The following is a 14447-nucleotide window of genomic DNA, read 5'->3' on the forward strand; positions in this document are numbered from 1 at the left end:
GGCTCCGGGCTCAGAAGGGGCGGCCTTCGATCTGCTCGTAGACGACGTTGCCTTCGTCGTCCTCGAAGCGCTCGAGATAGTTGCGCGCGCCGCACACGGTGCAGCGGAACAGGTCGCCCTGTCCCTCGTCCTTGATGACGACTTCGCTCAGTTCCCACGGCGTGCCGCAGCTCTGGTTTTTGCAAATGAACACGTTCTTCTCCAACGGGATGGGGTGGCGCCCCGGGCCGGCCGGGGCGCTCGCGCGCCATGCGCCGCGGTGGGCGGCGTCCGGCTCGCGGCGCGGCCGGGCAGGGGGTAGGGGCGCGCAGGCGCGGGTGAGGTGGGGCGATCGGGGATCGCGCGTGACGCGATTCTAACGGATACGCGCGGCACGGCGGCGGATCGGGCGCGGAGCGGGGCCGCCATGCGGCGGCGGCGGCGGCGGGGCGCGGCACCGGGAACCCGGCACGGACGAACATCGGGCGCGAACAGGAAAAACCCCGGCCGCCGGTGTCGGCGCATGGAACAAGCCGCGGCGGCGCAGCGGCAGCTCGTGGCATGCGGCGTCGCGCATCGGCGCACGAGCGGCGTTATGCGATACGCGGCAGCGGCTGGCCGCTGCCGCGCGCGCGAACCCGCCGCCGAGTGCATAAGGTTCTGCCGAAAGCTTGGTTCGCCGCGTGTCGGCGCGCTGCTATCGTCAAAGCCGTCGATCGCGCCGTGCAAGCCGTGCCGCGCGCGATGTCAGTCAGCGCATCCGCATTCGCCATGAGCCCCACCTACGACATTCTCGATACCACGCCGCTCGATCCGATCGCGGCACCGCTGCTCGACGGGCTGGCCGTGGAGTACGCGACGCGCTACGCCGACGTGCGGCCCGGCGGCCTCGCCGAGGCGCGCGACGAGCTCGCCACCTATCCAGTCGCGCACTTCGCGCCGCCGGCGGGCGCGTTCGTGCTGCTGCTGCACGCGGGCACGGCGGTGGGCGGCGGCGCGTTCCAGCGCTACGACGCGCATACCGCCGAGCTGAAGCGGATCTGGACCCACGACGACTGGCGCCGGCGCGGCGTGGCGCGGCAGGTGCTCGACGCGCTGGAGACGCGGGCGCGCGCGCAGGGCTACCGGCGCGTCTACCTGACCACCGGCTTCCGGCAGCCCGAGGCCGCCGGGCTCTACGACGCGGCCGGTTACGCGCGGCTCTACGATCCGGCGATCCCGATCGAGGTGCATTGGCGGCTGCCGTTCGGCAAGGATCTGCTCTCGCCGCGGCGCACCGATTCGCTGGCCGACCTGCGGCGCGCCGGGCCGCTCGGCCGGCGCTGAACACGCGGCAAGGGCGGCAAGAGCGGCACGAACGGCAGGAACGGTACGAACCAGAAGGCACGGCACCCGCTGCCGGCCACCCACCGACGATGTTCACGAAACGAGAACCGATGAAATTCAGCATGACGAAACAATCGACATGGGCGGCATGGCTCCTCGCAGCCGCGGCCTGCCTTGCGACGGCGGCCCACGCGGCGGCGCCGGACCTGAACCTGAGCCCCGACCAGCACGACCGCGTGCGGGCCGCGCCGGACAGCGCGGCGATCGCGGCGATTCCGGCCAGCTATCCGTTCGTGTCGAAGGGCGAACTGGTGGTGGGCATGGCCGTGTCGTGGCCGCCGCTCGACACCTACGCCACCGACGCGAAAACACTGGTCGGCTACGACCCCGATCTCGCGCAGGTGGTGGCCGACGGGCTCGGCCGCAAGCTGCGCATCGTGCCGCTCGCCTGGGAGGACTGGCCGCTCGCGGTGGCCTCGGGCAAGGTGGACGCGGTGCTGTCGAACGTGACCGTCACCGAGGAGCGCAAGGAGAAGTTCGACTTCTCGACCTACCGCCGCGACGTGCTCGGCTTCTACGTGGCCAACGGCAGCCCGATCAAGGCGATCCGCGAGCCGAAGGACGTGGCCGGGCTGCGCGTGGTGACCGACTCGGGCACCAACCAGGAAGCGATCCTGATCGCCTGGGACAAGCAGAACGTCGCGAAAGGCCTGAAGCCCGTGAAGATCGTCTATTACGACGACATCGCGGTGCGCAACGTCGCGCTGCAATCGGGGCGCGTGGATGCGATCTTCAGCGTCAACGCGGGCCTCGCCTACCAGCAGTCGCGCACCCACGACACGCGGCTGGTGGGCACCGTGAGCGGCGGCTGGCCGGTCACCGCCGAGGTGGCGATCACCACCCGCAAGGGCAGCGGGCTCGCCGCGCCGATCACGCTGCTGCTCAACGACCTGATCCGCAACGGCAAGTACCGGCAGGTGCTCGACCGCTGGAACCTCGGCAGCGAGGCGATCGACGCGGCGCGCACCAATCCGCCGGGCCTGCCGAAGAGTTGAGCCATGCCGCGCCGATCGCCTCGCGCCCGCCGGGCGCACTGCCCCGGCCGATCTCGCCCCGCTGCCGCCCGCATCCGGCGCGTCGCCGCGCCGGGCCGCTTTCCTCACCGAGGCCCGCGCGCCGGCGCGGCCGACCGAGTCGAACCATGACCTATTCCGTTTCGCTGCTGGACAAGAGCCCCGTCGCCGACGGCACGACGGCCGCCGACGCGCTGCAGGCCACGCTGCGGCTCGCGCGCCGCGCCGAGGCGCTCGGCTACCGCCGCTTCTGGGTGGCCGAGCATCACGGCGCGCCGGGCCTCGCCAGCTCCGCGCCCGAGGTGCTGATCGCGCATCTGCTGGCCGTGACCTCGCACATCCGCGTCGGCTCGGGTGGCGTGATGCTGCAGCACTACAGCCCGTTCAAGGTGGCCGAGACGTTCCGGCTGCTCGCCGCGCTCGCGCCGGGCCGCGTCGATCTCGGCGTGGGCAAGGCGCCGGGCGGCCTGCCCGCCACGACGCGCGCCCTGCAGGCCCGCTACGCCGGCGCCGCGCAGCCGTCGTTCGACGCGCTGCTGGCCGAACTCGACGCGTTCGTCGCGCCGGCCGATGCCGCGGCGGTGACCGATGCCGCCGCGCCGCCCGCCGCGCGCGCGTTGCCCGAGCCGCCCGAGGCGCCGCAGCGCGTGCTGCTGGGCGGCAGCCCGGCGAGCGCGGCGCTGGCCGCGCGCCACGGCTGGCAGTTCTGCTACGCGGGCCACTTCAACGGCGACGTGTCGAACCTCGAGCGCTCGCTCGCGGCCTATCGCGACGCCACCGGCCGCGCGCCGCTGCTCGCGCTGTACGCGTTCGCGGCCGATTCGGCCGAGGCCGCGCGCCGCGAGGCGGGCGCGCTGCGCATCTTCCGGCTGCAACTGGCCAACGGGCAGGCCGTGAACCTCGGCAGCCCGGAGGCGGCGGCCGACTACGCGGCGCAGGTCGGCGCGACCGACTACCGGATCGAGGAGCTGCGCCCGCACGCGGTCGCGGGCAGCGGCGACGAGATCCGTGCGGAACTCGACGCGCTGCACCGGCGCTTCGGCGTCGAGGAATTCGTGATCGACACGCCGGTGGCCGACTACGCGAAACGGCTCGCCTCGATCGAGGCGATCGCCGGCGCGGCGCTCACGGAGCCGGCCTGACGCCGGTTCGAACCCGGCGCCGCGGTTGGCCGCGCCGGTCATTGCCCACTCTCTGGCGGATCTCGACATGACACGGAAAAACCTGAACTTCGGCATCATGCTGCAAGGCGCCGGCAGCCACATGAACGCCTGGCGGCACCCGGCCGGCCCGGCCGACGCGAGCGTCAACCTCGCGTTCATGACGCGCATCGCGCGCGAGGCGGAGGCGAACGGCATCGCGTTCGCGTTCGTCGCCGACGGCCTCTACATCAACGATCGCTCGATCCCGCATTTCCTGAACCGCTTCGAGCCGATCTCGCTGCTCTCGGCGCTGGCCGCGGCCACCAGCCGGATCGGCCTGGCCGGCACGCTGTCCACCTCGTACAGCCATCCGTTCACGGTGGCGCGCCAGTTCGCCTCGCTCGACCTGCTGAGCGGCGGGCGCGCCGGCTGGAACGTGGTGACCTCGCCGCTGGAGGGCTCGGCGAAGAACTACGGCGGCGCGCATCCCGAGCATGCGCTGCGCTACGAGATCGCCGACGAATACCTCGAGGTCGTGCAGGGCCTGTGGGACAGCTGGGACGACGACGCGTTCGTGCGCGACCGCGCGAGCGGCCGCTTCTTCGATCGCGACAAGCTGCACACGCTCGACCACAAGGGCCGCTTCTTCGAGGTGGCCGGCCCGCTCAACATCCAGCGTTCGCCGCAGGGCCAGCCGGTGATCTTCCAGGCCGGCTCGTCGGACGCCGGCATCGCGCTGGCCGGCAAGTATGCCGACGCGGTCTTCACGCATTCGCCGTCGCTCGACGAGACCCGCGAGTTCGCCGGGCGCGTGCGCGCGAGCGCGGTGGCGCACGGCCGCGCGCCCGACGCGGTGAAGCTGTTCCCCGGCATCGGGCCGATCGTCGGCGCCACGCGCGAGGAGGCCGAGGAGAAGTACCGCGTGATCCGCGAGCTGGTCACGATCGACGAGGCGCTCGCCTATCTCGGCCGCTTCTTCGACCATCACGATTTCCGCCAGTATCCGCTCGACGCGCCGTTTCCCGAGCTGGGCGAGATCGGCCGCAACAGCTTCCGCTCGACCACCGACCGCATCAAGGCGACCGCGAAGGCGAGCGGCGCGACGCTGCGCGAGGTGGCGCTCGACGTGACCACGCCGAAGACGCACTTCATCGGCACCGGCGAGGAGGTCGCCGACGCGCTGATCCACTGGCTCGACGTGGGCGCGGCCGACGGTTTCATCCTCGGTTTCCCGGTGCAGGCGCAGGGCTTCGACGATTTCGCCCGGTACGTGATTCCGGTGCTGGAGGCGCGCGGGCGCTACACGCGCCAGCTGGCCGGCACGACGCTGCGCGAGCACCTCGGCCTGCCGCGCCGCGAGAGCCGCCACACGCTCGCGCGCGCCGTGGCCTGAGGCGCGCCGCCCGCCGCCGGCCGGCATCGCCATGGCGATCCGGCGGGGCGTTTGGCCGCTTCATCGAGCCGCTTCATCAGTCAGCTTCGTGCAGGAGTCCAGATCATGAACGACACCACCCGTCTCGCCACCGCGCCGCTCGGCGCCGCCGGCGAGGCCGCGCCGGCCGACGACTACCGGCATCTGCGGATCGTCCCGGTCCGCCATCACGCGCGCACGGCCGGCACCGTGCTCGCGCTCGCGCTGATCGCGCTCGGGCTCGAGTCGGTGCTCGGCAACCCGCGCTGGGGCTGGGACGTGTTCGCGAAGTGGTTCCTCGCGGCGCCGGTGCTCGACGGCCTCGGCCAGACGCTGGTGCTGACGCTGCTGGGCGCCGTGTTCGGCTTCGCGCTGGCGCTGCCGGTCGCGCTCGCGCGGCTGTCGGCCTCGCCGCTGCTGCGCGCGCTCGCGTGGGGCTACATCTGGCTGTTCCGCTCGATTCCGCTGATCGTGCTGCTGCTGTTGCTGAACAACCTCGGCTATCTCTACGAGACGGTGCGGATCGGCGTGCCGTTCACGCAGCGCGTGCTGTTCGAGGCGCCCACCACGGGGCTGATCACGCCGTTCCTCGCGGCCGTGATCGGCCTGTCGCTGAGCCAGGCCGCGTTCTCGGCCGAGGCGATCCGCGGCGGGCTGCTGTCGGTCGATCACGGCCAGCGCGAGGCCGCCGCCGCGCTCGGGCTGCCACGCGGCCGGCAGATCCGCCGCATCGTGCTGCCGCAGGCAATGCGCGCGCTGCTGCCCGGCGCGTTCAACGACGTGATCGGGCTGGCCAAGAGCACCTCGGTGGTCTACATCCTCGCGATGCCGGACCTGTTCTACACGGTGCAGATCATCTATCACCGCAATCTCGAGGTGATCCCGCTGCTGATGGTCGCGACGGTCTGGTACCTGATCATCCTGACCGCGCTGTCGGCGCTGCAGGTCCACGTCGAGCGCCATTTCGCGCGCGGCGCGACGCGCGAGGGCGTCGCGCCGTCGCGGCTCGGCGCGTGGTGGCGCCGTGCGCGGCGCCGCGCGGAGGCGGACCCTGACGCGGCCCGGGACGCGGGCCCGGCCGAACCGGCGCATGCCGCCGGCGACGCGGGCTGGGCCGCTCGCCGCGCGGGCGGCGCGGTGCGGATCCACAACGTGACGAAGCGCTTCGGCGCGCACGTCGTGCTCGACCGCCTCTCGCTGGCGGCGGCGCCGGGCAGCGTGACGGTGATCCTCGGCCAGTCCGGCTCCGGCAAATCCACGCTGCTGCGCTCGATCAACCACTTCGAGCGCATCGACGACGGCTTCATCGAGGTCGACGGCGAGCTGGTCGGCTACCGTCGCGCGGGCCGCGCGCTCCACGAACTGAAGGAGGCGGAGATCCTGCGCCGGCGCGGCGACGTCGGCATGGTGTTCCAGAGCTTCAACCTGTTCCCGCACCTGACGGTGCTCGACAATCTGCTCGAGGCGCCGCTCGCGGCCGGCGTGCCGCGCGCGCGGGCGCGCGACGAGGCGCTCGCGCTGCTGGCGCGGGTGGGCCTGGCCGACAAGGCGCGGGCCTGGCCGCGCCAGCTGTCGGGCGGCCAGCAGCAGCGCGTGGCGATCGCGCGGGCGCTGGCGCTCAAGCCGAAGGTGCTGCTGTTCGACGAGCCGACTTCGGCGCTCGATCCCGAGCTCGTCAACGAGGTGCTCGACGTGATCCGCCAGCTCGCGCGCTCCGGCACCACGCTCGTGATCGTCACGCACGAGATCGGCTTCGCGCGCGAGGTGGCCGATACCATCGTGTTCATGGACCAGGGGCGTATCGTCGAATCGGGGCCGCCGTCGCGCGTGCTGGTCGATCCGGCCCATCCGCGCACGCGTGATTTCCTGTCGAAGGTGTTATGAGTTCACCGCTGTTGAAGCCGGCCGTGGCCGCCGCGCCCGACGTGTTCGTGTCGATCGTCGCCGACGATCCGCGCGCGCGTCCGCTGTTCGACGAGCTCGCGTTCGAATACCGCAGCCGCTACGCGGGCCTGATCGACGACGCCGCGCTGCGCGACGAGATGGTCCGCTATCCGGCCGCGCTGTTCGTGCCGCCCGCCGGCGCGTTCATCCTGCTGCTGCGCGGCGGCACGGCGATCGCGGGCGGCGCGTTCATGCCCCACGCAGACCCCGGCACGACCGAGTTCAAGCGCATCTGGGTGGACCGCGCGCACCGCCGGCAGGGCCTGTCGCGCCGCGTGCTGGCCGAACTGGAGCGGCGCGCGGCCGTGCAGGGCTATACGCGCGTCTATCTCGGCACCGGGCCGCGCCAGCCGGAGGCGATCTCGCTGTACCTGACGAGCGGCTATCGGCTGCTGGCCGCGCATGATTTCGGCGAGGACGCCGAGCCCGGTTATCGCTTCGACAAGCTGCTGGCGGGTGGCGCCTGAGCGTGCCGGCCCGAAAATGCCGCCGAAAATCCTCGTCCGGAATCGCTGTCCGTCGTGCTCGATGCAATCGGTGTCGGCCAATTGTTGCATTGGGAAAAATCTCAAGGTATTCTCTGCGCGATACTGATCTGTCTTGTCTCGCCGATATCAAAATGCTCCGTGAAATGACAACGGCGTGATTGATCTGGCGGCAAAAAAAGGCGGATCAAAATGATACCGATAGTCTATTGATACCGATGGTCTATCGCGGTGTACGTCCGAATTCGACATTCCGAAGGCGGGACGGATATTCAGAAAAAAATCATATCCGGTCGAATAACGAAGACCTGAGAGGCTGTCGAGCAAGGACGCGGATTCCAATATGCAAGGTATTGGAATCCGCCTGACGGCGATGTCCCCCGATTCGCGAAACTCCCCGCCCTGTCTGGCTTTCCGGCCATTTAACCCGGTTTCTTCCCTGCTCGCGAATGGATCGCTGCGGCCGCGAACGCGCCGCGAAAATCGATTGCTGCGTTTGCACATGATCGATATCCGCATTTCTATGAATGATTTTGATTGCTTCGATCATTGCGTGCGGGAAACGCGGCCCGGCAATTCGGCGCGGGTGCCGGTACACGGCCGGCGATTGCATTCGATCGGCTATTGATATGACACATGCGGGCCATGCCAATACGACAGCGATGCCCCTCCCGTATCGTCATTTCGATTATGTAGAATGCCGGCAAGTGCGTTGACGGATTCGGCGATGGGCGCCGCCGGACGCACTCCACAACGAAACAGTCAGGACAGCATGCGACACGAAATGGCAGCGGTGGCAAACGAGATCCCGTTTCGCGCGTTCGATCGCGATTCGGTCAATGAAACCCAGGTCAACGAAGCACTCGCGTCGATGCTGACGCTGCCGCTCGGGTCGGCGGTGGCGGCGCTGTGCGCCGAGCCCGAACTCGAGGCATGGCTCGACGTCGCGCCGGGCTGGAGCGAGGCGTTCCTCGCGAAGCTGCGCGAGACGGTGGCGCGCGCGTTCGGCGCGCGGGAGGCGGCGGCGCTGGCTGATGTCCACGCGGCGCTGTTCACGCTGTACGACCTGCACGTCGCCGACGGCACCGATCCGCGCGCGGTCAACCAGTTCAATCCGCTGCTCACGCAGGCGCGCCGCGTGATCGAGCGCGCCTGGCTCGGCAGCGAGCGCGAGCGGCTGTCGGTCGAGACCGGCGTGACCGACAGCGCGGCGGTGGTGAGCGCGCTGAAGGCGATCTGGTCCGGGCATCGCGCCGCGTCGCATCCGCTGTTCGATTTCCTGGAGAAGGACGCCACGCGCGAGCAGATCGTCGCGTTCTTCCGCAACGACAGCGCGCTGAACATCCGCTTCTTCGACCTGCTGCTGTATGCGCTGATCGGCTCGCGCGTCGAGGTGCGCCGCGAACTCGTGCAGAACCTGTGGGACGAATCGGGTCGCGGCAACCCGACCCTGAGCCACGTCAACCTGTTCCGCCGCCTGCTCGACGTGGCGGGCGTGGGCCAGTCGCCCGACAATCACGCGAACCAGCTCGAAGTGGACGGCCACGCGGGCTACAACCTGTTCATGCTGACGAGCCTGAACCGCACGCACTATTTCATGCTGCTGGGCGTGATGGCGATGACGGAACTGCTCGATCCCTCGCAGTACGAGAAGCTCGTGCGCGGCTGCAAGCGCGTGGGCTTCGGCGCGAGCGGCGAGCTTGCGTACTACGAGGAGCACGTGACGATCGACATCGTCCACGCGGAAGGATGGCTGGCCGACGTGATCGTGCCGGTGGTGGAGCAGACGCCGTCGGTGGGCGACGACATCCTGTTCGGCGCCGCGCTGCGCATGGCGACCTGCGAAGCGTATTACGACTCGCTTTACGCGAAGCTGACGGCGCTGCCGGCCAGCCACGCGTAAGGCGTCGACGAGTCAGCCGCGCGGCTCGCGGCTGACCGGGCCCTGCGGAGCCTGCGAGGCCGGGGGGTCAGGCCGCCGCGGCCTCGTGCTCGGCCGGCGCGCGGCGATAGGCGGCCAGCAGCCGCTCGGCCGCTTCCCATGCCTCGCCGGCCGCGTGATCGCGATCGCCGCTGGTGGCCGCGATGATCGCGCCGTCCAGGATCATCACGAGCTGCCGCGCCACCGGCTCGACCATGGTCGGCGAAACCAGGTCGCGCAGCAGGTTCTGCACGAACCCGCGCAGCCCCTGCTTCTGCGACACCGAGATGCGCACGATCTCGCCCGCGCCCGCATGAAACTCGGACAGCGCGCCGACGAACATGCAGCCGGAAAAGTCGCTCGACATGAACCAGCGGTGATGCCATTCGAACAGCTCGTGCAACTGCTCGTCGGGCGTGGGCCGCGTGGCGATCGCGTCGGCCATCGACTGCAGCGCCTGGCTGGCGCGCTGCGACAGCACTTCCGAGATCAGGTCGTTCTTGGTCGCGAAGTGACGGAACAAGGTCATCTTCGCGACGCCGGATTCCTTGATGATTCGATCGATGCCGACCGCGTGGTAGCCGTTCTCGGCGAACAGGCGTGTGGCGGTATCGACGATGTTCTGCTTCTTGGTACTCATGCGTCGGACTTCCTTTGTCCACCCGGGCCGGCGGACACCCCCCGCAATCGGAGGCCGCGTTTCATGGGCACATCTTCCGGCGGACGGGATATCCGTCGGACGATATGTCGGGATTCGGATCAGACGCACAGATTACCTTGAACCGGGCCGTTTTCGCTGATCGAATCGTGATCGTCGCAACGTCTCGTGCCGCGCGGGGCGTTGTTTTCATTGATATAACGGCGATTCCCGACGGCTGCGCACCGCGATGGGGCGCGATGGCTGCATGACGGTGCGAGTGTCAGCATTTCGTCAGCCGGCGAGGGGTGGGGGCCGCGCGCGGCGCGAGCGCGTCGTCACGGCGGCGCCGGTAGAGGAAAACATCCAGCGCGGTGCCCGAGCGGATCAATCTTCCCGTTCGGCGTTCTCGCCCTTTTTGCCCCGCCCGTCCTTCTCGTCCTTCCCGTCGTCGTCGCGCCGGGCCGTGTCGACGAACGGCGAATCGGTGTCGGATGCGCCGTTGCGCAGCGCGTGGCGCGCGCGTTCGGCCAGCGCTTCGTAATGCCTGCGAAAGCGTTCGAGTTCCTTTTCGTCGAGTTCCTCCAGATCGAGCAGCGCGTTGTGCGCGCCGTTGACGGCGCGGATCAGCTCGTCGAGCTTGATCTGCATGGCCGCGGTATCGCGGTTTTGCGTGTTCTGGATCAGGAACACCATCAGGAACGTGACGATGGTGGTGGAGGTGTTGATCACCAGCTGCCACGTGTCGCTGAAGTGGAACAGCGGGCCGGAGACGGCCCAGACGATCACGAGCGCGCCGGCGAGGATGAACGTGGCGGGACGGCCGGTGGCCGTCGACAGCATGCTGGAGAACCGCGAGAACCACTGGCCTTGCTTCATGGTGGGCGCCGCCTGTCGTGTCGGGGTGCCACGATGATGGCACAAACCCGTCGCGCGGACCGGCGGCTAGGCCACGGCCTGGGCGGGGGGCAGGTCGCCCTTCTTGTTGCGCTTGGCGTCGTACATCGCCGCGTCGGCGATGCGCAGCAGCGCGTCGATGTCGGTGTCCTCGCTCGACACGGGCGCGATGCCGACGCTCGCGCCCACATGCACGGAAATGCCGGGCGCGAGGTCGAACGGCCGCGCGATCTCGCGCGCGATCGCGTTGGCGAGTTCGCGCGCCGTCGCGCTGTCGCGGCAGTCGCCCACCACCACGAATTCGTCGCCGCCCATGCGCGCCACCAGCGCCTCGCTGCCCGCCAGCCGCAGCAGCCGCTCGGCCACCTGCACCAGCAGGCGGTCGCCGGCCTCGTGGCCGTAGGCGTCGTTGATCGGCTTGAAGCCGTCGAGATCGAGGTAGAGCAGCGTCATGCCCGCGCGGATGCGCGCGCGCGTGTCGCCGTTGGCCGCGTTGAACAGGCCCGCGCGATTGAGCAGGCCGGTCAGCATGTCGTGGCGCGCGCGATGGCTGTTCTCGCGCTCGGCCTTCATGGTCGAGATCAGCAGCGCGTTGAGCCGGCGCGCGGCGCCGCTCATCGCGAACAGGTAGAACGGGATCTGCACCAGCGTGAGCAGCAGCACGTACTCGCCCGAGAGCAGCGCGCCGATCGCGCAGGGGCCGAGCGAGAGCACGATCATCGCCGCCACCAGGCGCGGCGCCGCGAAGTTGCGAAAGCAGATGCCGCCCACCATCGCGGCGGCTGACAGGAACGACAGCGTGGCGGCCACCCAGTCGCCGCTGATCGCGCTGACGAACGCGCCGTAGCCCACCGTCGCGCCCCATAGCGGCGCGAGCGTGATGTAGAGATCGGTGGGCGTGGGGCGATGCTGCAGCGCGCGGCGGCGCGATATCACGAGCACGATCAGGCGCACGGTGCAGACCAGAATCTCGGCGATCAGCCAGAAGCGGAACATCGCCGTGGGATGGCGGGCCTCGAGCACCCAGGCCACGGCGATCGTGTTGAAGACGCCGCCGAAGAAGATCGGCAGCGTGCCGAACAGGGTGCCCACCAGCGCGACGCGAATTTCGTGCGGCGCATCCTGGCCCGGCGCGGTCAGCCACGTCGCCAGCCTGCCGCGAGGCAGCGAATAAACTTCGGTCCTGCTCTGCACTTGGCCTACCTTCGTCGAGTCGCGGCCGGCTCACGTCGCACGCCGGCGGCACTATTGGAATCGGGCAGGCATGATGCGGCGAACGGCATGGGCGGCACGCACGATGCGAGGCCCTGCGGTCGGGGCCTGTCGTCCTTGCGTTGCGGGACGGTTCCGACGTTCGCGCGGGTGCGACGCGCCTGGCCTGCGTGGCGCGGATCGCGCCGTGTGCGCAAGTCTACCAGCCTCGGGCGCGCCTAAAAATGCCTGATGGCGTTTATGTTGGCCGTGCGCGGGTCGGCCCTGCCATTTGTGGCAGTCGCGTGCCGGGGCGGGTGAATGGGCGGGTGAATGCGGCGATGCTCAGGACGGCGAACGGCGCGAGAACCGCGTCGCGTGGCAGGGCCGGTGCCGCGAGCTTGTGCGATCGCAGTCACGGGTGGCGAGGCCAGGGCGGCAAGCGCGTTGCGCCGCTTGGCGCGCACGATCGTGCGGTGTGAAGGGCGGCGTGAAGGGCGGCGTGAAGGGCGGTGTGCAGCGAGGTTTGGTCCGGGTGACCGTGACCGGGGCCGGGGTTCGCGTTGCCGCCGCCGCCGTCATTGCCATTGCCGCCGCTTGCCGAAGCGTTGCGCACTCCGGTATCCGCCGACGTGGCGTTGCGCGGTGGGCCGGCCGGCGCGTCGCGTGGCCGTTGCGCGTTCGTTTCGTGCCGGTCTCGCGGCCCGGCGCTAGAATGCCCGCTTCGATGGGCGAGCCGCCGGCGCGCCCGCTTGTCGGCCGTGCCCGACCGATTCCATGAACCGTATTCCCAAACCTCGCCGCCTGCCGCCGCTGAACGCCCTGCGCGCGTTCGAGGCCGCCGCGCGCCATCTCAACTTCCGGCTCGCCGCCGAGGAAATCGGCGTGACGCAGGGCGCGGTCGCGCAGCAGGTCCGACATCTCGAGGACATCCTGCAGCGCCCGCTGTTCGAGCGGCTGCCGCGCGGCCTCGCGCTCACGGCCGACGGCCGCGCCTACTTCCCGGCCGTGCAGCGCGCCTTCTCGATCGTTGCGGACGCAACCGACGCGCTGGACCGCCGGCCTTCCACGCTGACCATCAGCACCGCGCCGTCGTTCGCGTCGAAGTGGCTGATTCCGCGGCTCACGCAGTTGCGCGAGGCGCTGCCGCAGCTGGAGGTGCGCGTGATCGCCGACGAGCGGCTCGCGACGTTTCGCGGCGACGGCGTCGATATCGCGATCCGCTTCTGCAAGCCGCCGTTCGGCAAGGGGCTGACGGGCGAGCTGCTGTTCCCGCTCGACGTGTTCGCGGTGGCCGCGCCGGCGCTGCTCGACGGCGCGCGGCCGGTGCGCTGCGTCGCCGATCTCGCCGGGCACGCGCTGCTGCACGACGCGCACGACCTGTGGCCCGAGTTCCTGGAGGCCCTGCAGGCAGGCAGCGCCGTCGACCCGGCCAAGGGGCCGCGCTTCAACCAGTCGTCGCTGGCGATCGACGCGGCGATCGGCGGGCAGGGGATCGCGCTGATGAGCGAGCCGCTCGTCGAGCGCGACATCGCCGCCGGCCGGCTGCGTCGCGTGCTCGACTTCTCGTTTCCGCTGTCGATCGGCTATTACGTCGTGTATCCGCAGGGGGCGGTGGAGTCCGGCGCGCGGCGCACGCTGCGCGACTGGCTGTTCGCGCAGCGCGACGAGGACCGGCGCTTGCACGGGACCAGCGCGCTGCGGATGTGAGCGGCGTGACGGTCGATGCAGGGGCGGCGCGAAAGCGGAGCCGGGCAGGTTGCCGGTGTGGCTTGGCCCGCCGGTTCAGGGCGCGATCCAGCCGGCCTGCCAGCCGTTCGCGCCGAACACGAGCCGTGCGCGCTGGTGGCCCTCGCCCGAGAGATCGAGCCAGTCGATCGCGTTAACACACACGTCGATCACGGCGAAATGCGCGAAGCCGTCGAGCGGCGCGTCGTCCCCGGCGGCGGGCGGCTGCGCGTCGGCCGGGGTCGCGACCGGGGTGCCGGGCGGCAGCGGCGCACGATAGAGGATCAGCGTGCGCGGCCGGCTGGCCCGCCAGATCGCGAGGCGCCCGGCGCTGTCGGCGCGTGGTGTCGCCGTGCCTTCGACGCGGATCTGCAGGCCGTTCGCGAGATCGCAGCCCACCATCGCGATGCGTGCGTCGCGCGCCAGTTCGGCGACCTTCGCGGAGCGCGTGTCGGTATGGAACATCAGCGTGCGCGCCTGCCGGTCCGCGCCGCGCAGCACCACGGTGCGCACCTTCGGCGCGCCGTCGAGCCCGAGCGTGGCCGCTTGCAGCATCGTGAACGGCGAGCGCTCGCGGCCGGCGCCGGCGCCTTCTTCGAGCAGGGTCCAGATTCGGTCGCAGAGGTCGGTCATGGTCGCGGTCGCGGTCGATCCCGCCGGGGCCGACGGGATCGACCACGATAACGAGCGGCGTCGCGATGGTCAATCGCGCG

Annotated in this window: 14 protein-coding genes; 9 read left to right on the forward strand and 5 right to left on the reverse strand. The window is 70.3% G+C overall.

Going from position 1 to position 14447, the window contains the following annotated elements; all coding sequences use genetic code 11:
* Window positions 1-10 precede the first annotated feature (10 nt).
* Window positions 11-193, reverse strand: coding sequence for a hypothetical protein (locus tag bpln_RS18920; RefSeq protein WP_012733074.1), 183 nt, complete (start codon window positions 191-193; stop codon window positions 11-13).
* A 557-nt stretch (window positions 194-750) separates the two neighbouring features.
* Between bpln_RS18920 and bpln_RS18925 the strand changes: the two genes are divergently transcribed.
* The 8 genes from bpln_RS18925 to bpln_RS18960 all read left to right on the forward strand — a co-directional run bounded on the left by bpln_RS18925 (window position 751) and on the right by bpln_RS18960 (window position 9263).
* A complete protein-coding gene (locus bpln_RS18925) occupies window positions 751-1305 on the forward strand; it encodes a GNAT family N-acetyltransferase (RefSeq protein ID WP_042626954.1) in 555 nt (184 codons plus the stop codon).
* Between the two features lie 110 nt (window positions 1306-1415).
* A complete protein-coding gene (locus bpln_RS18930; protein WP_042626955.1) occupies window positions 1416-2360 on the forward strand; it encodes an ABC transporter substrate-binding protein in 945 nt (314 codons plus the stop codon).
* 146 nt (window positions 2361-2506) lie between these two features.
* Window positions 2507-3520, forward strand: a complete 1014-nt coding sequence (locus tag bpln_RS18935) for an MsnO8 family LLM class oxidoreductase (RefSeq protein WP_055139680.1) — start codon at window positions 2507-2509, stop codon at window positions 3518-3520.
* 67 nt (window positions 3521-3587) lie between these two features.
* The gene (locus bpln_RS18940; protein WP_042626957.1) at window positions 3588-4913 is read left to right on the forward strand and encodes an LLM class flavin-dependent oxidoreductase; all 1326 of its coding nucleotides are present in this window, start codon (window positions 3588-3590) and stop codon (window positions 4911-4913) included.
* 105 nt (window positions 4914-5018) lie between these two features.
* Entirely contained in the window at window positions 5019-6815 is a 1797-nt protein-coding gene (locus tag bpln_RS38190; RefSeq protein ID WP_082465356.1) for an amino acid ABC transporter permease/ATP-binding protein, read from the forward strand.
* Window positions 6812-7342, forward strand: a complete 531-nt coding sequence (locus bpln_RS18955) for a GNAT family N-acetyltransferase (protein WP_042626958.1) — start codon at window positions 6812-6814, stop codon at window positions 7340-7342. Before bpln_RS38190 ends, bpln_RS18955 begins: the two co-directional genes overlap by 4 nt.
* Before the next feature lie 361 nt (window positions 7343-7703).
* Entirely contained in the window at window positions 7704-7988 is a 285-nt protein-coding gene (locus bpln_RS35755) for a hypothetical protein (RefSeq protein WP_148654091.1), read from the forward strand.
* A gap of 156 nt (window positions 7989-8144) precedes the next feature.
* Window positions 8145-9263, forward strand: a complete 1119-nt coding sequence (locus tag bpln_RS18960) for an iron-containing redox enzyme family protein (RefSeq protein ID WP_055139681.1) — start codon at window positions 8145-8147, stop codon at window positions 9261-9263.
* Window positions 9264-9330: 67 nt separating this feature from the next.
* Here bpln_RS18960 and bpln_RS18965 read toward each other — a convergent pair whose 3' ends face one another.
* From bpln_RS18965 to bpln_RS18975, 3 genes are all read right to left on the reverse strand, one after another.
* Window positions 9331-9921 (reverse strand): TetR/AcrR family transcriptional regulator, encoded by a 591-nt coding sequence (locus tag bpln_RS18965; protein ID WP_042626960.1) that lies wholly within the window; start codon window positions 9919-9921, stop codon window positions 9331-9333.
* Between the two features lie 384 nt (window positions 9922-10305).
* Window positions 10306-10797, reverse strand: a complete 492-nt coding sequence (locus bpln_RS18970) for a low affinity iron permease family protein (protein WP_055139682.1) — start codon at window positions 10795-10797, stop codon at window positions 10306-10308.
* A 66-nt stretch (window positions 10798-10863) separates the two neighbouring features.
* On the reverse strand, window positions 10864-12009 hold the full coding sequence (locus bpln_RS18975) for a GGDEF domain-containing protein (RefSeq protein WP_042626962.1): 1146 nt from the start codon (window positions 12007-12009) through the stop codon (window positions 10864-10866).
* A gap of 774 nt (window positions 12010-12783) precedes the next feature.
* Between bpln_RS18975 and bpln_RS18980 the strand changes: the two genes are divergently transcribed.
* On the forward strand, window positions 12784-13716 hold the full coding sequence (locus bpln_RS18980) for a LysR substrate-binding domain-containing protein (protein ID WP_042626963.1): 933 nt from the start codon (window positions 12784-12786) through the stop codon (window positions 13714-13716).
* 75 nt (window positions 13717-13791) lie between these two features.
* Here bpln_RS18980 and bpln_RS18985 read toward each other — a convergent pair whose 3' ends face one another.
* Window positions 13792-14367, reverse strand: coding sequence for a pyridoxamine 5'-phosphate oxidase family protein (locus bpln_RS18985; protein WP_055139683.1), 576 nt, complete (start codon window positions 14365-14367; stop codon window positions 13792-13794).
* Window positions 14368-14447 lie beyond the last annotated feature (80 nt).

Source organism: Burkholderia plantarii (assembly GCF_001411805.1).
Taxonomy (GTDB): Bacteria; Pseudomonadota; Gammaproteobacteria; order Burkholderiales; family Burkholderiaceae; genus Burkholderia; species Burkholderia plantarii.

What these genes read in the sequence shown, in the direction of transcription:
- bpln_RS18925 (WP_042626954.1), top strand. Translation starts at nt 751, where the DNA reads ATGAGCCCCACCTACGACATTCTCGATACCACGCCGCTCGATCCGATC.
- bpln_RS18930 (WP_042626955.1), top strand. Translation starts at nt 1,416, where the DNA reads ATGAAATTCAGCATGACGAAACAATCGACATGGGCGGCATGGCTCCTC.
- bpln_RS18935 (WP_055139680.1), top strand. Translation starts at nt 2,507, where the DNA reads ATGACCTATTCCGTTTCGCTGCTGGACAAGAGCCCCGTCGCCGACGGC.
- bpln_RS18940 (WP_042626957.1), top strand. Translation starts at nt 3,588, where the DNA reads ATGACACGGAAAAACCTGAACTTCGGCATCATGCTGCAAGGCGCCGGC.
- bpln_RS38190 (WP_082465356.1), top strand. Translation starts at nt 5,019, where the DNA reads ATGAACGACACCACCCGTCTCGCCACCGCGCCGCTCGGCGCCGCCGGC.
- bpln_RS18955 (WP_042626958.1), top strand. Translation starts at nt 6,812, where the DNA reads ATGAGTTCACCGCTGTTGAAGCCGGCCGTGGCCGCCGCGCCCGACGTG.
- bpln_RS35755 (WP_148654091.1), top strand. Translation starts at nt 7,704, where the DNA reads ATGCAAGGTATTGGAATCCGCCTGACGGCGATGTCCCCCGATTCGCGA.
- bpln_RS18960 (WP_055139681.1), top strand. Translation starts at nt 8,145, where the DNA reads ATGGCAGCGGTGGCAAACGAGATCCCGTTTCGCGCGTTCGATCGCGAT.
- bpln_RS18965 (WP_042626960.1), bottom strand. Translation starts at nt 9,921, where the DNA reads ATGAGTACCAAGAAGCAGAACATCGTCGATACCGCCACACGCCTGTTC.
- bpln_RS18970 (WP_055139682.1), bottom strand. Translation starts at nt 10,797, where the DNA reads ATGAAGCAAGGCCAGTGGTTCTCGCGGTTCTCCAGCATGCTGTCGACG.
- bpln_RS18980 (WP_042626963.1), top strand. Translation starts at nt 12,784, where the DNA reads ATGAACCGTATTCCCAAACCTCGCCGCCTGCCGCCGCTGAACGCCCTG.
- bpln_RS18985 (WP_055139683.1), bottom strand. Translation starts at nt 14,367, where the DNA reads ATGACCGACCTCTGCGACCGAATCTGGACCCTGCTCGAAGAAGGCGCC.